This is a genomic window from Pseudodonghicola sp. (assembly GCF_048268305.1).
Lineage (GTDB): Bacteria > Pseudomonadota > Alphaproteobacteria > Rhodobacterales > Rhodobacteraceae > Pseudodonghicola.
Genome location: NZ_JBLWVT010000005.1, coordinates 334,243 through 355,392, shown reverse-complemented (window position 1 = coordinate 355,392; position 21,150 = coordinate 334,243). Strand labels below are relative to the sequence as shown.

At 65.8% G+C, this 21,150-nt stretch carries 21 protein-coding genes and 1 tRNA gene; 17 read left to right on the top strand and 5 right to left on the bottom strand.

Annotated elements, in window-relative coordinates; genetic code table 11:
• Window positions 1-8: 8 nt before the first annotated feature.
• The 9 genes from ACN0V4_RS11965 to ACN0V4_RS11925 all read left to right on the top strand — a co-directional run bounded on the left by ACN0V4_RS11965 (window position 9) and on the right by ACN0V4_RS11925 (window position 9,507).
• Window positions 9-875, top strand: coding sequence for an ABC transporter permease (locus ACN0V4_RS11965; protein WP_417676336.1), 867 nt, complete (start codon window positions 9-11; stop codon window positions 873-875).
• Window positions 875-1,675, top strand: coding sequence for an ABC transporter permease (locus tag ACN0V4_RS11960; RefSeq protein WP_417676334.1), 801 nt, complete (start codon window positions 875-877; stop codon window positions 1,673-1,675). The genes ACN0V4_RS11965 and ACN0V4_RS11960 overlap by 1 nt, the downstream gene beginning before the upstream one ends.
• A 48-nt stretch (window positions 1,676-1,723) precedes the next feature.
• Window positions 1,724-2,860 carry an ABC transporter substrate-binding protein gene (locus ACN0V4_RS11955; protein WP_417676402.1) on the top strand — a complete coding sequence of 379 codons (1,137 nt, stop codon included), beginning with the start codon at window positions 1,724-1,726 and terminating at the stop codon, window positions 2,858-2,860.
• Between the two features lie 92 nt (window positions 2,861-2,952).
• The gene (locus ACN0V4_RS11950; protein WP_417676332.1) at window positions 2,953-4,032 is read left to right on the top strand and encodes an ABC transporter ATP-binding protein; all 1,080 of its coding nucleotides are present in this window, start codon (window positions 2,953-2,955) and stop codon (window positions 4,030-4,032) included.
• Between the two features lies 1 nt (window position 4,033).
• Complete coding sequence (locus ACN0V4_RS11945; RefSeq protein WP_417676330.1) at window positions 4,034-5,374, top strand: aspartate aminotransferase family protein; 1,341 nt, start codon at window positions 4,034-4,036, stop codon at window positions 5,372-5,374.
• Between the two features lie 5 nt (window positions 5,375-5,379).
• Window positions 5,380-6,306 (top strand): 3-keto-5-aminohexanoate cleavage protein, encoded by a 927-nt coding sequence (locus ACN0V4_RS11940; protein ID WP_417676328.1) that lies wholly within the window; start codon window positions 5,380-5,382, stop codon window positions 6,304-6,306.
• A complete protein-coding gene (locus tag ACN0V4_RS11935; protein WP_417676326.1) occupies window positions 6,306-6,785 on the top strand; it encodes a GNAT family N-acetyltransferase in 480 nt (159 codons plus the stop codon). The genes ACN0V4_RS11940 and ACN0V4_RS11935 overlap by 1 nt, the downstream gene beginning before the upstream one ends.
• Window positions 6,782-7,810 carry a histone deacetylase family protein gene (locus ACN0V4_RS11930; protein ID WP_417676324.1) on the top strand — a complete coding sequence of 343 codons (1,029 nt, stop codon included), beginning with the start codon at window positions 6,782-6,784 and terminating at the stop codon, window positions 7,808-7,810. The genes ACN0V4_RS11935 and ACN0V4_RS11930 overlap by 4 nt, the downstream gene beginning before the upstream one ends.
• A 221-nt stretch (window positions 7,811-8,031) precedes the next feature.
• Complete coding sequence (locus ACN0V4_RS11925) at window positions 8,032-9,507, top strand: amidase (RefSeq protein WP_417676322.1); 1,476 nt, start codon at window positions 8,032-8,034, stop codon at window positions 9,505-9,507.
• A gap of 135 nt (window positions 9,508-9,642) precedes the next feature.
• Here the strand turns inward: ACN0V4_RS11925 and ACN0V4_RS11920 are convergent.
• Window positions 9,643-9,718, bottom strand: a tRNA-Ile gene (locus ACN0V4_RS11920).
• Between the two features lie 119 nt (window positions 9,719-9,837).
• On the opposite strand from ACN0V4_RS11920, the gene purM reads away from it, so the two are divergent.
• The 3 genes from purM (at window position 9,838) to rnd (ending at window position 12,764) form a co-directional block, all read left to right on the top strand.
• Window positions 9,838-10,884 (top strand): phosphoribosylformylglycinamidine cyclo-ligase, encoded by a 1,047-nt coding sequence (gene purM / locus ACN0V4_RS11915; RefSeq protein ID WP_417676320.1) that lies wholly within the window; start codon window positions 9,838-9,840, stop codon window positions 10,882-10,884.
• Window positions 10,881-11,477 (top strand): phosphoribosylglycinamide formyltransferase, encoded by a 597-nt coding sequence (gene purN, locus ACN0V4_RS11910; RefSeq protein WP_417676319.1) that lies wholly within the window; start codon window positions 10,881-10,883, stop codon window positions 11,475-11,477. The genes purM and purN overlap by 4 nt, the downstream gene beginning before the upstream one ends.
• A 129-nt stretch (window positions 11,478-11,606) precedes the next feature.
• Window positions 11,607-12,764 (top strand): ribonuclease D, encoded by a 1,158-nt coding sequence (gene rnd, locus ACN0V4_RS11905; protein ID WP_417676317.1) that lies wholly within the window; start codon window positions 11,607-11,609, stop codon window positions 12,762-12,764.
• A 47-nt stretch (window positions 12,765-12,811) separates the two neighbouring features.
• On the opposite strand, the gene ACN0V4_RS11900 is transcribed toward rnd, so the two are convergent.
• The gene (locus ACN0V4_RS11900; protein ID WP_417676315.1) at window positions 12,812-13,333 is read right to left on the bottom strand and encodes a hypothetical protein; all 522 of its coding nucleotides are present in this window, start codon (window positions 13,331-13,333) and stop codon (window positions 12,812-12,814) included.
• 136 nt (window positions 13,334-13,469) lie between these two features.
• On the opposite strand from ACN0V4_RS11900, the gene ACN0V4_RS11895 reads away from it, so the two are divergent.
• Complete coding sequence (locus tag ACN0V4_RS11895; RefSeq protein WP_417676313.1) at window positions 13,470-13,880, top strand: SufE family protein; 411 nt, start codon at window positions 13,470-13,472, stop codon at window positions 13,878-13,880.
• A 308-nt stretch (window positions 13,881-14,188) separates the two neighbouring features.
• On the opposite strand, the gene ACN0V4_RS11890 is transcribed toward ACN0V4_RS11895, so the two are convergent.
• Both ACN0V4_RS11890 and ACN0V4_RS11885 read right to left on the bottom strand, forming a co-directional pair.
• Window positions 14,189-14,887, bottom strand: a complete 699-nt coding sequence (locus ACN0V4_RS11890; RefSeq protein WP_417676311.1) for a DUF1638 domain-containing protein — start codon at window positions 14,885-14,887, stop codon at window positions 14,189-14,191.
• A 3-nt stretch (window positions 14,888-14,890) separates the two neighbouring features.
• A complete protein-coding gene (locus ACN0V4_RS11885; RefSeq protein WP_417676309.1) occupies window positions 14,891-15,592 on the bottom strand; it encodes a corrinoid protein in 702 nt (233 codons plus the stop codon).
• 173 nt (window positions 15,593-15,765) lie between these two features.
• Between ACN0V4_RS11885 and ACN0V4_RS11880 the strand changes: the two genes are divergently transcribed.
• A complete protein-coding gene (locus tag ACN0V4_RS11880) occupies window positions 15,766-16,845 on the top strand; it encodes a PA0069 family radical SAM protein (protein ID WP_417676307.1) in 1,080 nt (359 codons plus the stop codon).
• A gap of 73 nt (window positions 16,846-16,918) precedes the next feature.
• On the top strand, window positions 16,919-17,512 hold the full coding sequence (locus ACN0V4_RS11875; protein WP_417676400.1) for an SAM-dependent methyltransferase: 594 nt from the start codon (window positions 16,919-16,921) through the stop codon (window positions 17,510-17,512).
• A 255-nt stretch (window positions 17,513-17,767) separates the two neighbouring features.
• Here the strand turns inward: ACN0V4_RS11875 and tkt are convergent, their stop codons facing one another.
• Window positions 17,768-19,789, bottom strand: coding sequence for a transketolase (gene tkt / locus ACN0V4_RS11870; RefSeq protein ID WP_417676305.1), 2,022 nt, complete (start codon window positions 19,787-19,789; stop codon window positions 17,768-17,770).
• A gap of 258 nt (window positions 19,790-20,047) precedes the next feature.
• Here tkt and ACN0V4_RS11865 point away from each other — a divergent pair, with 258 nt between their 5' ends.
• Window positions 20,048-20,686, top strand: coding sequence for a hypothetical protein (locus tag ACN0V4_RS11865; RefSeq protein ID WP_417676303.1), 639 nt, complete (start codon window positions 20,048-20,050; stop codon window positions 20,684-20,686).
• A complete protein-coding gene (locus ACN0V4_RS11860) occupies window positions 20,686-21,084 on the top strand; it encodes a cell division protein ZapA (protein WP_417676301.1) in 399 nt (132 codons plus the stop codon). Before ACN0V4_RS11865 ends, ACN0V4_RS11860 begins: the two co-directional genes overlap by 1 nt.
• Window positions 21,085-21,150 lie beyond the last annotated feature (66 nt).

Genomic DNA, 21,150 nt, shown 5'->3' with positions numbered 1-21,150 from the left:
GATGCCTGATGTCCGTCGAAGCCCGTGAAGCTCGCCAACCCTGGATTCTCCTGTCCCCGGCTCTGACCGTGGTGACGCTGCTGCTCTTCGTGCCGCTCGCCTTTATCGTGGTCTACAGCTTCTGGCTGCGTACCGCGACCGGTGCCGATCAGACGGGATTTCACCTCGACAATTGGCAAGAGGCGCTGACCGACCCGTTCTATCGCGACATCCTGCTCTACACGCTGAAGATCGGTGCCATCACCACGGTGGTTTGCGCCGTGATGGGCTATCCGGCGGCCTATTTCATCGCCCGCTCCAAGGGCAACAAGGCGATCCTGCTGCTGCTTCTGATGCTGCCGTTCTGGATCAGCTATATCATCCGCACGATGAGCTGGATCAACATCCTCGGGGTTTCCGGCGCGCTGAACAGTTTCCTGATCTGGAGCGGTCTCATCCACGAGCCGCTGCAGATGCTCTATAACCAGGCGACGGTGATCCTGGGGTTGGTGCATTTCCTGTTGCCCTTCATGGTGCTGAACGTCTTCGTCAGCCTCGAGGGCATCGACACCACGCTGGAGGATGCGGCCAATTCGCTGGGCGCCACCAGGTGGCAGAGCTTTGTGCAGGTGACCCTGCCGCTGTCCTTGCCGGGGCTCGCCGCCGGAGGGCTTCTGTGCTTCGTGCTGGGGGCAGGCACCTATATCACCCCGCTGGTGCTGGGCGGACCGCGTGACGCGATGTTCGCCAACCTGGTCTATGAGGCGATCATCACCCAACTGAACTGGCCGCTTGGATCGGCGTTGTCGCTGATGCTGCTGGTGGTGCTCGGTCTCCTGGTGGCGATCTACAACCGCTATCTCGGCATGGCGCAACTGATGAAGGGGCTGGGCTGATGGGCGGCGACAAACTCGGCTGGCAGGTGATCCGCGGCTATGCGGTTCTGGTCTATCTCTTCATGTTCCTGCCGGTGGCGGTGGTGGTGCTGCTCAGCTTCAACGCCTCGCAGTTCGGCGCCTTCCCGATGACCGGATTTTCCTTTCGCTGGTTCGCCGAACTGGCCCAGAACGAGGCGATCCTGCGGGCCTTCCGCACCTCGGTCATCCTCGGGTTGCTGACCGCGCTGATCTCCACCACGCTGGGGGTCCTGGCGAGCCTGGCGCTGGTCCGCTATCGCATTCCCGGCGCCAATGCGGTGTCGACCCTGCTGATCGCGCCGATCCTGGTGCCCGAGGTGGTGCTGGCGGTGGCGCTGTTGCTGTTTCTCAATTTCCTCGGCATCAACAAGAGCTTTGGCCTGCTGCTGTTCGGCCATGTGATCTTTACCCTGCCTTTCGTCATCCTGGTGGTGCAGGCGCGTCTCATCGCCATCCGCCGCGATATCGAGGAGGCGGCGATGAGCCTGGGCGCCAGCCCGATCCAGACCTTCTTTCAGATCACCCTGCCGCTGATGCTGCCGGCGGTGCTGGCGGGGGGGCTCTTCGCCTTCACCATCAGCTTCGACGACATCACCGGCACCCTGTTCTGGAAACCCGGCGGGGTCGAGACGGTGCCGACCCAGATCTTCGCCATGCTGCGCAATTCCATCAGCCCCGAGATCAACGCGCTCGGCACCGTGATGATCGCGCTGACCGTCGGGCTGCCACTGCTGGGGGCGGCAATCGCCCGAGCCCTATCCAAGAAGAGCGGCGTCTGAGAGCCGCTTCACAAGAACCAAGCAACAAGGAGTGACATGATGAAGAAGATGGACAACACGACGCGTTATGAGCGGCTGCTGGAGCGATATAAAAACGGCGATCTCAGCCGGCGCGGCTTTCTCGGGCTGATCGGCGCCGCCGGGGCCGCCTATGGGCTGGTGACGCCCTATCGCGCCTTTGCCCAGGATGTGAAAGAGGTGCGTTTCGACGGCTGGGGCGGCGTGGTTTCCGAGGCCTTCCGCAAATACGCTTTTGATCCCTATACCGCCAAGACCGGCATCAAGGTGGTCGACGGCACCTTCGGCGGCGGCGACGAATACCTGTCCCGGGTCAAGGCCAGCCAGCCCGGCGAATACAACATCGCCCATCTGTCGGGCGTCTTCGATTATGCGCGCTATGCCAACCTGGGCTTCGCCTCGGAGCTGAACGAGGCGAATATCCCCAACCTGCAATATGTGATCACCAAGCTGGTCGACGTCTATCGCCCGATCACCGGCGGCAAGATCTCCTGCGTGCCCTATGATTACGGCACCACCGGCATCGCCTATAACCGCAAGTACATCTCGGACGAGGAGATGAAGGAGAAGGGCGCCAAGATCCTGATCGACGCCGCCTATAAGGGCAAGATCTCGGGCTGGGCCGACTGGCGCACCCGGATCTGGTTCGCCTCGCTGCAGACCGGGCAGGATCCGAACAAGGCCACCGACATGGACGCGATCTGGGAGGCGATCCGCACCCATCGTGACCTCAGCCTGAAATACTGGACCTCTGGCGCCGAGCTGATGAGCCTTCTTGCCGAGGAAGAGGTCTATGTGACCGAGGGCTGGTCGGGCCGCATCTATGCGCTGCAGGAACAGGGCCATGACATCGGATATATGGATCCGCCCAACGGCTATGGCTGGCAGGAATGTCTCTTCGTGCTCAAGGGCTCGCCGATGGAGGCCTGCGAGGAACTGCTGAACTTCATGCTGGCGCCGGAAACCTCGATCGCGGTGGCCGAGGGGCAGAATTACCCGCCGGCGCTCGATCCGAACAAGGTCGATCTGGGCAAGAAGATCCCCACGCTGCCGGCCTTCGATCCGACCGGCACGCTGGCCGGGCTGACCTTCGCCAATCCGACCTATTGGAACGAGCATGAGGCGGAATGGTCCAAGACTTTCGGCCGCGTGCAGAAGGGCTACTGAGCCCGCCTGAACCCGCCTTCCTCCGGACATCCGGGGGAAGGGACGGGGAGGGCCGCGCTCTCCCCTTCTTCCGCCCGCAAGGACCGCCGCCCATGAGCTCCGTTCACCTCACCAACATCGTCAAGCGCTTCGGCAGCTTCACCGCCGTCCACAAGACCAGCCTGGAAATCCCCGAAGGCGCCTTCGTGACCCTGCTGGGCCCCTCGGGCTGCGGCAAGACCACGACGCTGCGCATGATCGCGGGTCTGCTCGACCCCAGCGAGGGCGAAATCCTGATCGGTGGCCGGCGGGTCAACGACGTGCCGATCCACAAGCGCAATCTGGGCATCGTGTTCCAGAACTATGCGTTGTTTCCTCACAAGACGGTGGCGGAGAACGTGGCCTTCGGGCTGAGATATCGCAATGTCCCGAAATCCGAGGTGGCCAAGAAGGTGCAGGCGGCGCTCGATCTGGTGCAGCTTCCGCAAGTCGGCGGTCGTTATCCCAAGGCGCTGTCGGGCGGGCAGCAGCAGCGCATCGCCCTGGCCCGCGCCATCGTGATCGAACCCGACGTGCTGCTCCTGGACGAGCCGCTCTCGGCGCTCGACGCCAATCTGCGCGAAGATATGCGGGTCGAGCTGAAGCGCATTCAGGAGCAGATCGGCGTCACTACGGTCTTCGTGACCCATGACCAGTCCGAGGCGCTGGCGATGTCCGATCAGATCGTGGTGATGAGCGCCGGCCGCGTCGAGCAGGTCGGCGCGCCGGAACAGGTCTATAACACTCCGGCCAGCGAATTCGTCGCCAATTTCCTTGGCGCCTCGAATATCATCGAGGGGCGCTGCACGGCCGCAGAGCCGCAGGGCGTCCGGCTTGAGGTGCCGCTGTTCGGCGACGTCGCCGTGTCCGCCGCCAAGGCCGCCGGGGTCCAGGAAGGCCCGGCGAAACTGGTGCTGCGCGCCGAGAAACTGCTGCTGGTGCCGCAGGGCGAGGCGCCGCCGGGCAACCTGCAGGCCGAGGCCGTTGTCGAGACGGTGGATTACCAGGGGCAGACCGTCCGCTATTTCATCCGGGTCGGCGACACCCAGCTGCAGGCGATCAACATGATCGACGAGCGTCCCTTTGCCGAGGGCACCACCGTTTCCGCCACTTTCCGCCCGCAGGACTGCGCGGCGATCAGCAAGGACGCATGAATTGAGCAACCTCTTCTATCAGGGCCGTGGGCGCAAGCCGACGCTGGATCAGGCGCGTGGGGTCTATATCTGGGACACCGACGGCAAGCGCTATCTCGATGGCTCCTCGGGCGCCATGGTCTGCAACATCGGCCATTCGCACCCGGCGGTGTTGGAGGCGATGCAGCGGCAGATGGAGAAATCCACCTTCGGCTATCGGCTGCATTTCGAGACCGAGGCGGCCGAGCGTTGCGCCGCGCGGCTGGCCGGGATGATGCCCGAGGGGCTCGACCGCGTGTTCTTCGTCTCGGGCGGGTCCGAAGCGGTGGAAAGCGGCATGAAGCTGGCGCGCCAATATGCGGTGGCGACCGGCCAGGGGAGCCGCTGGAAGGTCATCAGCCGGGCGCCCTCATACCACGGCTGCACGCTGGGGGCGCTGGCGGTGACCTCCTACAGCCCGCTGACCGGACCCTTCGCGCCGATGATGCAGCCGATGCCCAAGGTGCCGGCGCCGCGCGCCTATCTCGATGGGCTGCGGGCCGATGATCCGGCCACCGGCCGCCATTATGCCGACATGCTGGAGCAGAAGATCCTCGCCGAAGGGCCCGACAGCGTGCTGGCCTTTCTGGTCGAACCGGTCGGCGGTGCCTCGACCGGGGCATTGGTGCCGCCGGCGGGATATATGGAGGCGGTGCGCGAGATCTGCGACCGTCACGGCGTGTTGCTGATCATGGACGAGGTGATGACCGGCGCCGGGCGCACCGGCCGCTTCCTTGGCTGCGAACATTGGGGCGTGCGGCCCGATATCGTGGTGATGTCCAAGGGGCTGGGCGCGGGCTATGTCCCGTTTGGCGCCATGGTGGCCGACAGCCGGCTGGTCGAACCGGTGCTGGACGCGGGCGGTTTCGCCCATGGCTTCACCTATGCCGGCAATCCCTTGGCCTGCGCCACCGGCCTTGCCGTGCTCGACGTGATCGAACACGAGGGGCTTTGCGCCAATGCCGCCGCGATGGGCGACCGGCTGATGGCGCGGCTGACCGCCCTGATGCAGAAATACGAGATCATCGGCGACGTGCGCGGCAAGGGGTTGCTGACCGCTTTCGAGCTGATGGCGGATCGTGACAGCAAGGCGCCCCTGCCGCCGGAATGGAACGCGCATCAGAAGATCGTCGATCTGGCCTATGACGCCGGGCTGATCGTCTATTCCCGCCGTACTCGCGACGGGGTGGCGGGCGATCATATCCTGGTCTGCCCGCCGCTGACGGTGACCGAGACCCATCTGGACGAGATCATCGAGGGGCTGGAGACCGCGCTCGATGGTTTCATCGCGCAGATGCCGGTGGCGGCAGGGGTGGCGCGGTAGGTCCAATGTCCAAGATCATCATCACCTGCGCCGTCACCGGCTCGATCCACACGCCGTCGATGTCGCCCTATCTGCCGATCACCCCGGAGCAGATCGCCGAACACGCTCTGGCGGCTGCCGAAGCGGGGGCGGCGATCCTGCACCTGCATGCCCGCGATCCGGACGATGGCCGCCCCTCGGCCGATCCGGCGCATTTCATGACCTTCCTGCCGCGGTTGAAACAGGCCACCGACGCGGTGTTGAACCTGACCACCGGCGGCAGCGCGGTGATGACGCTGGAGGATCGTCTCGCCGCGCCCAAGCGGGTCGAACCCGAGATGTGCAGCCTGAACATGGGAACGATGAACTTCGCCCTTTATCCGGCGGCGGAGCGGATCAGTGACTGGAAATACGACTGGGAAAAGCCATTCCTGGAGAATTCCGACGATCTGGTGTTCAAGAACACCCCGCGCGACATCGCCCGCATCCTCACCGAGGTGGGACAGGAGCGCGGCGCGCGGTTCGAATTCGAATGCTATGACGTCAGCCATCTCTATATGCTGAAGCATTTCGTCGATCGCGGGCTGGTGCGGGCGCCCTTGTTCATCCAGTTCGTCTTTGGCGTGCTGGGCGGCATCGGCGCCGATCCGGAGAACCTGATGCACATGAAGCGGATCGCCGACAAGCTTTTCGGGGAAGACTATGCCTTTTCGGTTCTGGCGGCGGGGCGGCATCAAATGCCGCTGGCGACGCTGGCCGCGACCCTGGGCGGCCACGTGCGGGTCGGGCTGGAGGACAGCCTGATGATCTCGCGCGGCGAACTCGCCCGTTCCAATGCCGAGCAGGTGACCAAGATTCGCCGCATCGTCGAGGATCTGGGCCGCGAGGTCGCCAGCCCCGAGGACGCCCGCGCGATGCTGGGGCTGAAGGGCGCCGACAGGACGGCGATCTGATGACGGTTTCGATCCGGCTTGCCGAGCGCGCCGATGCGGTGCGCTTGAATGCGGCGCTGACCCGGTTGTCGGCCGATCTGGGCGATACTCACCAGGCAACCGATGCGGCGCTGGAGGCGGCGGGCTGGGGAGCGACCCCGGCCTTTCGCGCGCACCTGGCCGAGGTGGCGGGGGCCATCGTCGGGGTGGTGATGTATTCTCCGGTCTTCTCGACGGTGCGCGGAGGCGCCGGGGTCTATGTCTCCGACCTCTGGGTCGCGGCCGAACAGCGCGCGACCGGCTTGGGGCGGCGATTGCTGCGCGCCGCCGCCTCTGATGCGGCGCGCTGCTGGGGGGCCGGTTTTCTCAAGCTGCAGGTCTATGACAGCTCGCCCGGAGCGCGGCGTTTTTATGACCGGCTGGGGTTCACGGCGGCCTCCGGCCATACTGATATGATCTTGCAAGCGGCCGGATTCGAGGCCCTGAAAGGAGACGCATGAAAGCCATCTTTGACGACCGCCAGTGGCGGCATGATCCCAAGCACTTCATCTCAAGCGGCGCGATCCGGCCGAACCCGGAACAGCCGCGGCGGATCGAGATCCTGCGCGCCGGGGCCGAGGGCGCCGGTTGCGCGTTCCAGGCGCCCGCCGATGCCGGGATGGGTCCGATCGCCGCGGTGCATTCGGCTGAATATCTGACCTTTCTCGAAACCATCTATCCGCGCTGGCGCCGGATCGAGGGCGCCGGGGAGGAGGTGATCCCCAACATCCACCCGGGCAATCGCAGCGACAGCTATCCGAAATCCGCGGTGGGGCAGGCCGGCTATCACCAGGCCGATACCGCCTGTCCGATCGCCGAGGGCACCTGGGAGGCGGCCTATTGGTCGGCGCAGACCGCGATCACCGGCGCCGATCTGATTTCCAGCGGCGAGGCGCGGGCCGCCTATGCGCTGTCAAGGCCGCCGGGGCATCATGCCTTCGCCGATATGGCGGGGGGCTTCTGTTTCCTCAACAACTCCGGCATCGCCGCCGAGCGTCTGCGCGCCAAGGGGTTCCGGCCGGCGATCCTCGATGTCGACGTGCATCATGGCAATGGCACCCAGGGCATGTTCTATGACCGCGACGACATCCTGACCGTGTCGATCCATGCCGACCCCGAGCGGTTCTATCCCTTCTTCTGGGGGCACGCACAGGAACGCGGCACCGGCCGGGGGCTGGGCTTCAACCTGAACCTGCCGCTGCCGCGCGGCACCGGCGACGCCGATTATCTGCAGACCCTGGAGGTCGCCCTGCAACGGGTGCGCAGCTTCGGCACCGATGCCCTGGTGGTGGCGCTCGGGCTCGACGCCTCGATCGACGACCCGTTCCAGGGGCTGGCGATCACCCAGGAGGGATTCGCCCGCATCGGCGCCGCCATCGCGGCGACCGGCCTGCCGGTACTTTTCGTGCAGGAAGGGGGCTATATCTCGGACACGCTGGGGGTGAACCTGACCCGGATACTGAGCGGTTTTCAGGGCGGCGTCTGACCGCCTGTCGCCCGACACTGCCGATTTGAACCATTTTTCCGGCGCAGCCGGGGACGAAATCGCACAAAGTTCTGCAAAATCGTCTGGCGAGAGCGGCGGTGGCTTCTAACTGCGGCGAGAGAATGGCAGATCATGCGCAGGGGCCGCCCCCGGGCTCTCGGGGGCGGCCCCTGGCGTCCGTGCCCGCCGGGGTGCTGGCTGAGACATCGAAAGGAAGACTGATGCCAACAGTGATGAGTTGGGATGAATGGTTCGCTCAGGACGCTCTGGGTCTGGCCGAACTGGTGCGCAATTCCGAGGTGACCCCGGCCGAGCTTGCCGCCCAGGCGGCCGAGGCGGTTGCCAAGGTCAATCCGGAGATCGACGGGGTGCTGGAGATCTTCGAGGATGCGGTGAAAGACCCTCTCGTCGACGGCACCAATCTTGACGGCATCTTCGCCGGCATCCCTTTCCTGGTGAAGGATACCGGCTGCACCACGATGAAGGGCCGACTGCAGGAGATGGGATCCATGCTGCTGCAGGGCAACCGCGCGGCGGCGGATGGCTTCCTGACCAGCCAGTTCCGCAAGGCGGGGCTGAACCTGATCGGCCGCACCACCGCACCGGAATTCGCCACCTGCAGTTCCTGCGAGAACCCGGCGCTGCATACCACCAAGAACCCCTGGAACACCGAGTTCACCAGCTGCGGGTCTTCCGCCGGCTCCGCCGTGATGGTGGGTGCCGGCGCGCTGCCGATGGCCAGCGGGTCGGATGGCGGCGGGTCGCTGCGCATCCCGGCGGGCGTCAACGGCGCGATTTCGATCAAGACCTCGCGCGGGGTGTTCTCGCAGGCGCCCCATGCCTCGGACTTCAGTTCGGTCGTCTCGACCCAGGGGGCGATCACCCGCACCGTGCGCGACAGCGCTGCCTTCGTCGATGCCTGCCGTGGTGGCGCCCCGGGCGAATTCATGCCCTATTGGTTCCCGGACGAACCCTATCTCGATCTGATCAAGCGCGATCCGAAGCCGCTGAAGATCGCGGTGTCGCACGAATGGGGCCCGCACAAGGCCACCCCGGAGATCGTGGCCGAGCTGGAACGCGTGGCAAAGCAGTTTGCCGCACTGGGGCATCATGTCGAATGGGTGGTGCCCAAGGTCGATTTCGAGCTTTCCTATGACGCGCAGACCTCGTGCTATATCACCAACTTCGCGCAGACGGTGAACAACCTGCTGCTGCCGCGCGGCTATGACCGGCCGCCGCAGGGGCTGATCGAGCCGATCAACATCCTGATCTGGGAGGCCGGCATCAACGGCAGCTATACCGACCGGGCGAACATGCAGCTCGCCTTCAACACGGTGTCGCGCCAGCTTGGCGAGTTCTACGAGGAATGGGACGTGATCCTGACCCCGGTGATCGCGAAGCCGACGCCGCTGCTGGACACGCAGGAATACCTGACCTCGTCGAACAACCCCTCGGTGATGGACTGGTTCCGCAACCTCTGGGCCTTCTTCGCCTATACGCCGATCTGCAACCTTGCCGGCACCCCGGGCATTTCGCTGCCGCTGGGCCGGCTGCCCAACGGGCTGCCGCTGGGGATGCATCTGACCACGAAACAGGCCAACGACGGGTTGCTGCTGCAGCTTGCCGCGCAGGTCGAACGGTCGCTGGACGGCGATTTCCACGGCGGTCTGCGGCCCGAGGTGCATATCTGCAAGTGACACAGGGCCGGGGCGGGGCAGATGTGCCGCCCCGGCACATGACTATTCCGCGGGGGCGGATCGGCGGGCAGGGACTTGACCGGGGCTGGCATCGCCCGAGGCGAGGCGGCCGTCTGCGGCGAGATCCGGAAGATTTGGTAGGCCCGGCAGGATTTGAACCCGCAACCAAAGCGTTATGAGCGCTCTGCTCTAACCGTTGAGCTACAGGCCCGCCTGAGCGTTTGGGTATCATGATCCTGCCCGACGTCAAGCCTTGGCTGCAGCCAACCGTTGCATCGTGGCGCGCAATGGACTAACTCGCGCGCAATCAGCGAACAAAGGGACCGGCCGATGACGACAGGCAAGAACGGCATCACCTATGCCGAAGCAGGCGTGGATATCGACGCGGGCAACGATCTGGTCGAACGGATCAAGCCTGCCGCCAAGCGGACCAACCGTCCCGGCGTGATGAGCGGGTTGGGCGGTTTCGGCGCGCTCTTCGATCTGAAGGCGGCCGGCTACAGCGATCCGGTGCTGGTGGCGGCGACCGATGGGGTCGGCACCAAGCTGAGGATCGCGATCGACACCGGCAATGTCGACGGCGTCGGCATCGACCTGGTCGCCATGTGCGTGAACGATCTGGTCTGCCAGGGGGCGGAGCCGCTGTTCTTCCTGGATTACTTCGCCACCGGCAAGCTCGAAACCGACAAGGCCGCGCGGATCATCGAGGGCATCGCCGAGGGCTGCGCGCAGTCCGGCAGCGCCCTGATCGGCGGCGAGACGGCGGAAATGCCCGGCATGTACCCGGCTGGGGATTTCGATCTGGCGGGCTTCGCCGTCGGCGCCATGGAACGCGGCGCCGCGTTGCCCGAGGGGGTGGTCGAAGGCGACGTGCTGCTGGGCCTCGCCTCGAACGGGGTGCATTCGAACGGCTATTCGCTGGTGCGCAAGCTGGTCGAGATCTCGGGGCTGGGCTGGGACGATGCCTGCCCCTGGGCCGAAGGCTCGCTGGGCGAGGTGCTGCTGACGCCGACCCGGCTCTATGTCAAGCAGGCGCTGGCGGCGGTGCGCGCGGGGGGCGTGCACGCGCTGGCCCATATCACCGGCGGCGGGCTGACCGAGAACCTGCCGCGCGTCTTCCCCGAGGGGTTGGGCGCCGAGATCGACCTGGATGCCTGGACGCTGCCGCCGGTCTTCGCCTGGCTGGCCGAGGTGGGTGGCATGGCCGAGGCCGAGATGCTGAAGACCTTCAACTGCGGCATCGGCATGGTCGCCGTGGTCGACGCCGACCGGGCCGATGCCCTGACGGCGCTGCTGACCGAGGCCGGCGAAACCGTCGCCCGCATCGGCGTGATCACCGCAGGGCAGGGCGTCGCCTATAAGGGGGCGCTGAAGTGACTCACAAGCGCGTCGCCATCCTGGTGTCGGGGGGCGGATCGAATATGGTGGCGCTGGTCGACAGCATGACCGGTGACCACCCCGCGCGTCCCTGTCTGGTGTTGTCGAACGACCCCAAGGCCGGCGGGCTGGTCAAGGCGGCCGAACGCGGCGTGCCCACTGCCTTCGTCGATCACCGCCCGTTCAAGGGGGATCGCGCCGCCTTCGAGGCCGAGCTGATGAAACCGCTGTTGGCCGCCGAACCGGACATCATCTGCCTCGCCGGTTTCATGCGGGTGCTGACCGCCGGTTTCGTCAGCCAGTGGAATGGCCGGATGCTGAACATCCACCCCTCGCTGTTGCCGAAGTACAAGGGGCTGCATACCCATGCCCGCGCGTTGGAGGCCGGCGACAGCGAGCACGGCTGCACCGTGCACGAGGTGACGGCAGAGCTCGACGATGGGCCGATCCTGGGCCAGGCGCGGGTGCCGGTGCTGCCGGGGGACACCCCTGACATCCTCGCCGCCCGGGTGCTTGAGCAGGAGCACAAGCTCTATCCGGCGGTGCTGCGCCGTTTCGCAGCGGGCGACCGTACTCCGGTTCTGCTTGGCTGAGCACTCGGGCGCCGTCACGCTCCGGATTTGCAATACGTTTACGATGAGCGTATGAGTTCATAATCCGGCGTTTGGGCGCGGGCGCGCGCCCGCCCGGAACCGAATTCAGGACGATAGAAAACGCATTTGATGAAAACGATCACCACCACGCAGGAGCTTCAGGCCTTCTGCGACACCGCCCGCACCAAGGCCTATGTCACCGTCGATACCGAGTTCCTGCGCGAGCGGACTTATTATTCGAAGCTCTGTCTGGTGCAGCTCGCCATGCCTGGCAACAGCGATGATACGGCCGTCCTGGTCGACCCGCTGGCCGAAGGCATATCGCTGGAGCCGCTCTATGAGCTTTTCCGCGATGAAAGCGTCGTCAAGGTCTTCCATGCCGCACGTCAGGATCTGGAAATCTTCTGGGTCGATGCCGGGGTCTTCCCGAAACCGCTGTTCGATACCCAGGTCGCCGCCATGGTCTGCGGCTTTGGCGAACAGGCGGGATACGAGACATTGGTGCGCAAGATCGTGCATCAGCCGCTCGACAAGACATCGCGCTTCACCGATTGGTCACGCCGGCCGCTGAGCGATGCTCAGAAGGTCTATGCGCTGGCCGATGTGACCCATCTGCGCAAGATCTACGAATATCTCGCCGCCGAGCTGGAGAAATCGGGCCGCAGCCATTGGGTTACCGAAGAGCTGGAGATCCTCACCGATCCGGCCACCTATGATCTGCGGCCGGAAGAGGCCTGGCACCGGGTCAAGACCCGCACCAATTCGGCCCGTTTCCTCGCGATCGTTCGGGCGCTTGCCGCCTTTCGCGAATCCTATGCGCAGGACCACAACATCCCGCGCAACCGGGTCTATAAGGACGACGCCCTGGTCGAGATGGCCTCGGTCAAGCCGCGCACCCATGCCGATCTGGGCGGCCTGCGCCTGCTTTTGCGCGAGGCCCGCAAGGGGGCCATCGCCGACGGCATCCTGAAGGCGATCGGCGAGGGGATCGACTGCCCTGCCGATCAACTGCCAAAGCTCGACCGCAGCCGCGAAAAACTGCAGGTGAACCCGGCGCTGGCCGATCTGCTGCGGGTGCTGCTGAAGGCCAAGACCGAAAGCGCCGGGGTGGCGGCCAAGCTGATCGCCCCCAGCGCCGATCTGGATGCCATCGCTGGCGGAGAGCGGGATCTGCCGGCGCTGAAAGGTTGGCGGAAAGAGGTGTTCGGCGCCGATGCGCTCAGGCTCTGCGAGGGCAAGATCGCCCTGGCGGCCAAGGGGCAGACGGTGCGCGTCGTCGATCTGTAAAGCGCAGTCCCCGGCCGAAGGGCCGGGGCGCGCGCGGGACCGCAGGCTCAGCGCCGGCGGATTACCTGAACGTTGGTCTCCCCGACCACCCGGATGGTGCGGATCGGCGCCAGCTTGCCCTTGCTCAGGGTCTTGGCCGCCCGCACCGTGCGCGAGAAGTCACTGCCCTGGGGCGTGGACGCATTGGGATACGTGACCCGGAACGACAGCGACAACACGCCATCGGCCTTCTCCTCCGGCGTGCTGATGTCGCGCAGTTCGACCGCATAGGGACCCTGCCGCGCGGCCACGCCTTCGACATAGATGATCGCGCCGGTATTGGTGGGCTCGATCTCCAGCTTGGTGACCTGGGCGATCGGCAGGCTCAAATCCGCCGCCGAGGGCTTGGCGAAGATGCTCTTCTTGGTCTTCTTCGGCACCAGCGGATTGGTCGGTTCCGGATTCGTCATCTCGACGCGCTCGGTGTGGCTCTTGCCGAACCAGTTGCCCGGATTGAGGTGCGAATCGCGCCAGCCGCATCCGGCCAGGATCAGTCCCGCAAGCAGCAGGGCGGTGAGAGGTTTGTGCATCTTGCCCACACTCGTTCTAGCTCTGTCCCACCCGGTTACCGCATCGTGACCCGGTTGAAAAGCGGCAAGCCGGGTCTGGACAGCCGCAGGCCAGGGTCATAGGTCAGGATCGGACGTCACCACCGAGGAAAGCGACATGGCGCAGCCTGCATTCGAAGAGATTGTCGATGATTTCGAATTTCTCGAGGATTGGGAGGACCGCTATCGACATGTGATTGACCAGGGCAAGGCGATGGAGCCACTGGACGAGGCCTTGAAGGTGCCGGCCACCAAGGTCGACGGTTGCGCCAGCCAAGTCTGGCTGCATCCGGTGATCGAGAGCGGCGTCTTTCATTTCGACGGTGACAGCGACGCGATGATCGTGCGCGGGCTGATTGCCCTGCTGCGCAAGCTCTACAACGGGCTGCCGGTGGCCGAGGTGCTCAAGGTCGATGCCCGCGTCGAGATGGGGCGGCTGGGCTTGAATGATCACCTCTCGGCGCAGCGCTCGAACGGGCTGCGCGCGATGATCGAACGCATCCGCAAGGTTGCCGCCGAAGCGGTCTGAGGGCGGGTTCGGGCGATCGAGGGGCGTCGCCGTGACAGGCCCTGGAATTTGAGTATTTTTACAGAGAAGAAAGAGGTGCCTGCGCCCGGCGGCCACAACCGGCGCGCGTGGTTAACCTGAGTTTAATCAAGCTTTGCTCTGCTTGCGGTGCGGTACAGGCTGGAGAGCCGATGGCCGTCAGAGGAGAAGCCCCGCCATCCCGCCGGCCGCCTGGTCGCGCCGGATGGCGGGGTGGACCGCCCCTTTGAGCCTTCTTCTCTGTTGAAATACTCTCGCCGAAGGCATGCGCCGCAGGCGCATTTCGGCGCTTAGGGTCCGGTCCATCCTGCGAGGGTCGTTTCCAGCTCCCCATAGCCGGTGAAGCGGCGCTCGAAATCCAGGCCCAGCCGGCTGGCGCAGGCGCGGGCCTTGTCGGTCAGGCCGGCGTCATCGGTCTGTGCCTGATAGACCAGTTTGGTGTAATTGGCGAAATAGAGATCGCGCAGTTCCGGGTGATCCTCCAGCCGCAATGGGCGCCAGACGAAGGCGTCGAACTGGCGGACCAGAAAGTCGGTGAGATAGAAGGCGGTGGCCTCTTCGCGATCGGCAAAGCGGGCATTGCCCTCGAAGAAGGCATAACAATGGGGGCCGGGGATCATCTCGACTCCGAGCCGGTCGCAGGTGGCCCGCAGCCCGCCGCCGGTGCCGCAATCGGCGTAACCCACATAGATTTGATCATAGTCGCCGCGATAGGCGCGAACCGCGCTCTCGACCGCTTCGGCGATCCGGCCGGGGTGATTGTGCAGGATCGCCGGCAGGCAGGTGAGGTCGAGGTGATGCCAGCCGTTCGCCTGCCGCAGGGCGAGGATTTCGCGCGCGAGCGCGCCGCAGGCGATCAGAAGGATTTGCCCGGGCTTGGCGGCCGGAGAGGCAAGGGGAGGCGCCAGGCCCGCTTCGGTCAGGGCCCGGTCGCTGAGCCTGGCGGCAGGGCGCCTCCCGGGGCGGCCGGCAGAGCGCCGCCGCACCATGGCTCAGGCGCTCATCGCATTGTGCTTGCGGGCGATGAAGCTTTTCGCCGTCTCCACCGCCACGGCGGCATCGCGGCAATAGGCGTCGGCGCCGATCGCCCGGCCGAATTCCTCGTTCAGCGGCGCGCCGCCGACCAATACGACCAGATCGTCGCGGCGACCCTGTTCGACCAATGTGTCGATCACCACCTTCATATAGGGCATGGTGGTGGTCAGCAGCGCCGACATTCCGAGGATGTCGGGCTCTTCCGCGTCGAGCGCCGCGAGATAGCTGTCGACCGCGTTGTTGATGCCGAGGTCAACTACCTCGAAACCGGCGCCTTCCATCATCATCGACACCAGGTTCTTGCCGATGTCGTGGATGTCGCCCTTCACCGTGCCGATCACCATCTTGCCCATGCGCGGCGCGCCGGTCTCGACCAGCAGCGGTTTCAGGATCGCCATGCCGCCCTTCATCGCATTGGCCGCCAGCAGCACCTCGGGCACGAAGAGGATGCCGTCGCGGAAGTCGTTGCCGACGATGGTCATGCCGCCGACCAGCGCCTCGGTCAGCACGCGGTAGGGCGCCCAGCCGCGGTCGAGGAGGATGTGAACGGCTTCCTCGATCTCTTCCCGCAGACCGTCATAGAGGTCGTCAAACATCTGCTGGACCAGCTCGTCGTCATCGAGTGCGCTGAGGATGATGTCGTCGTCTTGTTCCGACATGGGTGTCTTCCCTGGCTGGCGGTGGCTGTCTGCCCTTCTTGATGCCAAGGGGGCGGCGATCGGGGCGCGATAATTGCGACATTCGCAGCGCCGCAACCGACCATCGGCGCGAAATCGCGGCAGCAAGCGGTGGGAGATTGTGAATGTTCTCTTTATGTTCTAGTTTGACGCCCATGAGTCTCGAAATTCCCATAGATCAGGCACGCCGGCGCGCGCGCGGGGTGGCCAGCAATCAGGCCGGCCGGTTCGATCTGGCGCGGGTTGAGGAGGCGGACGGCTGGGATATCCCCGAGCCGCGCCCCGGCTTTCGCACCGAGGTGCGGGAGGAGGTGGCGCGCAGTGCCCTCAGCTTCAACCGCTCGCCCGATCTGCCCTTTGACCGGTCGGTGAACGCCTATCGCGGTTGCGAACATGGTTGCGTCTATTGTTTCGCGCGGCCCAGCCATGCCTATCTGGGGCTGTCGCCGGGGCTCGATTTCGAAACCCGGCTGGTGGCGAAACCGCAGGTGGCAGAGCTGTTGCGGCAGGAGTTGAGCGCCAAACGCTATCGGGTGGCGCCCTTGGCCCTGGGGACCAATACCGACCCCTATCAACCGGTGGAGCGCGACCGTGGCCTGACCCGCGCGGTGCTGGAGGTGCTGGCGGACTTCGACCATCCGGTCGCCATCGTCACCAAGGGCGCGATGGTGGAGCGTGATCTGGACATCCTGGCGCCGATGGCGGCCAAGGGGTTGGTGCGGGTCGGCATTTCGGTCACCACGCTGGATCCCGGGCTGGCGCGGCGGATGGAGCCGCGGGCGCCGGCGCCGGCGCGCCGGTTGGCGGCGATCCGGCGGCTGACGCAGGCCGGCGTGCCGGTGCGGTTGATGGTCTCGCCGGTGGTGCCGGCGCTGACCGATCACGAGCTGGAGGCGATCCTCGAGGCCGGGGCCGAGGCGGGGGCGGATGCGGCGAGCTGGATCATGCTGCGACTGCCGCGTGAGGTGTCGGAACTGTGGCAGGAGTGGTTGGCCGAGCATGAACCGGGCCGGGCCGCCCGCGTCATGGCCAGGTTGCGCGAGATGCATGGCGGGCGTGATTACGATCCGCGTTGGGGCCATCGGATGCGGGGCGAGGGCGAATATGCCAGGCTGATCGCCCAGCGGTTCCGCGCCGCCGCCAAACGGCTGGGGCTGGATCGTGCGGTGCCCGCCTTGCGTTGTGATCTGTTCAAGGTGCCGCCGCAGAAGGGTGATCAATTGTCTTTGTTCTGACTGGCGGTTGAAGCGGTCGGGTTTTCGCCCATATCCCCTTGAGAAAGCTGAAGATCGGAGGGCAGGGATGTCGATGTGGGACGAGCGTTACGCCAAGCCGGGGTATCTGTTCGGGGTTGAGCCGGCGGATTTCGTCCGGGCGCAGGCCGGCATGCTGGCGCCGGGGGCGCGGGTGCTTTGTGTCGCCGATGGCGAGGGGCGCAATTCGGTTCATCTGGCCGGGCTGGGGCATCGGGTGACGGCCTTCGACGCCTCGTCGGTGGCGCTGGAGAAGGCCCGTGCGCTGGCGGCGGAGAAGGGCGTTTCGGTCGATGTCCATCACTCCGGGATCGAGGATTGGGACTGGAGCCAGCCCTATGACGCTGTGGTCGGCGTCTTCATCCAATTCACCCCGCCGGAGCTGCGGGCCAAGCTGTTCGACTGGATGGCGCAGGCGGTGGCGCCGGGCGGTCTGTTGTTGCTGCACGGCTATGCGCCGAGGCAGGTGGGCTATGGCACCGGGGGCCCGGGCAATCCGGCGCATATGTATACCGAGGAATTGCTGCGCGGCGCCTTCGCCGGTTGGGAGATCCTGCGGCTTGAGGATTACGACCGCGAGATCGACGAGGGGCCGGGGCATTCGGGCCTGTCGGCGCTGGTCGATCTGGTGGCGCGCAAGGCGGGGTGAGGCCCGTCTCGGAAACCGTCCGGGGGACGGTTTCAGGGCCGAACGGGCGGAGCCCCGGGCGTTGCTTTCGCTGCGCTGAGGGACGCGCCCGACCCTGGGTGGGCGCGGCCCGGCCTGACGGCCGGGCAACAGACGCCAAGCGTCTTTCCAGTTTCGGGGCCGGGCCAGCTTCAGGGCCGGACGCGTGCGTTCGGCGCTTCGGAAACGAAAAGAGGGGCCGCTTGGCCCCTCCTCATCTCGTTGCTCTGGGCCGGATCAGGCCAGCAGCGCCTTGACCTTCTCGGCGACGGCCTTGGCGGTGATGCCGAATTTCTCGTAGAGAACATCGGCCGGGGCGGAGGCGCCGAAGCTTGCCATGCCGACGAAATCCGCCTTGCCCTCGCGGCCGCGCTCGCCCAGCAGCCAGCGATCCCAGCCGCCGGCGCGCACCGCGGCCTCGACGCCGACACGCACCGGACCGGCCGGCAGCACCTTGCGGCGATAGGCTTCGTCCTGCTCGGCGAAAAGCTCCATGCAGGGCATGGAGACCACGCGGGTGCCGATGCCTTCGGCCTGCAGCAACTCGCGCGCCGCCATGGCGATGGAGACTTCGGAGCCGGTGGCGATCAGGATCGCCTCACGCTTGCCCTCGGCCTCGGCCAGCACATAGGCGCCCTGGGCGGTGAGGTTGTTCATCTTGTGCTCAAGCCGCACCGTCGGCACGCCCTGACGGGTCAGCGACAGCACCGAGGGGGTTTCCTTCGAGGTCAGCGCGACCTCCCAGGCCTCGGCGGTTTCCACCGTGTCGGCGGGGCGGAACACATAGGTGTTCGGTGTCGCGCGCGAGATCGCCAGATGCTCCACCGGCTGATGGGTCGGGCCATCCTCGCCCAGCCCGATCGAGTCGTGGGTCATGACAAAGACGGTGGGAATGCGCATCAGCGCCGCCAGCCGCATCGCCGGGCGGGCATAGTCGGTGAAGGCCATGAAGGTGCCGCCATAGGGGCGCACGCCGCCATGCAGCGCCATGCCGTTCATCGCCGCCGACATGCCGTGTTCGCGGATGCCCCAATAGACATAGCGACCCTTGCGGTTCTCGGGCATGAAGGCGTCGAGATCGGGGGTCTTGGTATTGTTCGAGCCGGTCAGATCGGCCGAGCCGCCGACGGTCTCGGTCATCAGCGGGTTGACCACCTCAAGCACCTTTTCCGAGCTGGCCCGGGTGGCGAGCTTCGGCGCGGTCTCGCTCATGTCCTTCTTCAGCGCGCGGATCACCGAGGTCAGCTTTTTCGGCACCTCGCGGTCATAGGCGCGAGTGAACTCCGACTGCTTGCGCTCGGAGAGCGAGGCAAAGCGGATGTCCCAATTGGCGCGCTCGATGGCGCCACGCTTGCCGATGGCCTCCCATTCGGCCTTGATGTCGGCTGGGATTTCAAAGGCCGGCGCGGTCCAGCCATAGGCGGCCTTGGTGTCGGCGATCAGCTTGGGATCGGTCAGCGCGCCGTGACCCTTGGAGGTGTCCTGCGCCGAGGAGCCCAGGGCGATATGGGTCTTGCAGGCGATCATCGAGGGCTTGCGGCTGGCCTTGGCCTTTTCGATGGCGGCGTCGATCGCTTCGGGATCATGGCCGTCGATCGCTTGCACATGCCAGCCCGATGCGCGGAAGCGCGCCAACTGGTCGGTGCGATCCGACAGCTCGACGGTGCCGTCGATGGTGATGTTGTTGTTGTCCCAGAAGACGATCAGCTTGCCCAGTTGCTGGCGGCCGGCAAAGGCGATGGCCTCCTGGCTGATCCCTTCCATCAGGCAGCCGTCGCCGGCCATCACATAGGTATGGTGATCGACCACCTTGCGGCCATAGCGGGCGCGCTGAATTTCTTCGGCCATGGCAAAGCCCACGGCGGTGGCGATGCCCTGGCCCAGCGGGCCGGTGGTGGTCTCGATCCCCGGGGCATGGCCATATTCCGGGTGACCCGCGGTGATGGCGCCCCATTGGCGGAAGTTCTTGATCTGCTCGATGGTCATCTCGGGATAGCCGGTGAGATAGAGCAGCGAATAGAGCAGCATCGAGCCGTGGCCGGCCGAGAGGATGAAGCGGTCACGGTCGGGCCAGTTGGGGGCGGCGGCGTCGAACTTCAGGTGTTTTTCATAGAGCACCGTTGCCACGTCGGCCATGCCCATCGGCATGCCGGAGTGGCCCGAGTTGGCGGCGGCGACGGCATCCAGCGTCAGCGTGCGGATGGCGGCGGCCTTGTTCCAGTGGTCGGGATGGGCGGTGCGCAGGGCGGTCAAGTCCACGGGAGAAATCCTCTGGCGTTGCGGGCGGAGATGCCGCTCAATATCACCCGAGGACCAAAGATCAAGCTTCGCCGCCCAGTGCGGTGGGTCGCACATCAGGTGAGCCGGCCAAGTGCTTGAAACCAAAGGGGGGGTATTTTCCCGGAGGTTTCGCTAGACTGGGTGTCAATCGGCCCGCCGTGCGATTCGGCAGAGCCCGCTGCTCTATGCGGCGTTCCGGGCCGGAGTGGTGAAACCGCCGCAGAAAAGGTAAGAGGCATGAGCCAGATAGAGGAATTGGAAGGCCGGATCACGGCGGCGATGGCCCGGATCAGCGTGGGTCTGGGCGCGCTGGCGGAACGGGCTGGCAGTCAGGCCGTGGCCGAGGCCGGTCTGGCAGAGGCGCTTGAGGAAGAAAAGCTCGCCAACGCGCAGCTTGAGGAACGGCTGAAACATCTGAAGGATCGTCACGCCGAGGAGATCGCCGCGCTCGAAGCGCTGATCGAGGCCGGGGCGGTCGAGGGCGAGCCCGCCGATACCGAGATCGAAGCGCTCAGGGCCGAGATCGCGGCGCTGCAGGCCGAACTGGCCGCGGCCCGGATCGGCGCGGTCCCTGGCGATCTTGAGGTGCTGCAGGCCGAGGTGGCGCATCAGGCCGAGATGGCGGCACGGCTCGACATGGATGTGCAGCGTCTGCGAAAGTCGAACGAACAACTGCGCGAGGCCAATGCCGCCCTGCGCGAGGCCAATGAGGCCGGCGTGGGGGAACCCGCGCTGATCAACCGCGCCATGCTGGCCGAGCTTGAGGGGCTGCGCGCCACCCGCGCCGCCGAGGCGGCCGAGGCGGGCGCCATCCTGTCGCGGCTTGAGCCCTTGCTGTCGAGCGCGCGCAATATGCCCGAAGGGGAGGACGAATGATGCCTGAGGTGACGATCCATATCGGCGGCCGGGGGTTCGAGGTTTCCTGTCAGGAGGGCGAGGAGGGCTATCTTTTCGCCGCCGCCAAGATGCTGGATGACGAGGCCAGCGTGCTGTCCGATCAGATCGGTCGGATGCCCGAGGCGCGGATGCTGCTGATGGCCGGGTTGATGCTGGCCGACAAGACGGCCGCGGTCGAGGACCGTATCCGCGAGGTCGAGGCGCAATTGGCCGAGCGCGAGGCGGAGCTTGAGGCGTTGCGCAACGCGCCGGCTCCGGCGCCGGAACGCATCGAGGTGCCGGTGGTGCCGGCCGCGGTCACCGAAACCCTGGCCGAGCTGGCCGCCCGTGCCGAGGCATTGGCCGACGAGATCGAGGAAAAGGGCGCGGTCGAGTGATCGCTGAACCTCACGTCGGGACATAAAAAGGGGGCCGAATGGCCCCCTTTTCGTTCGTAACGGTCA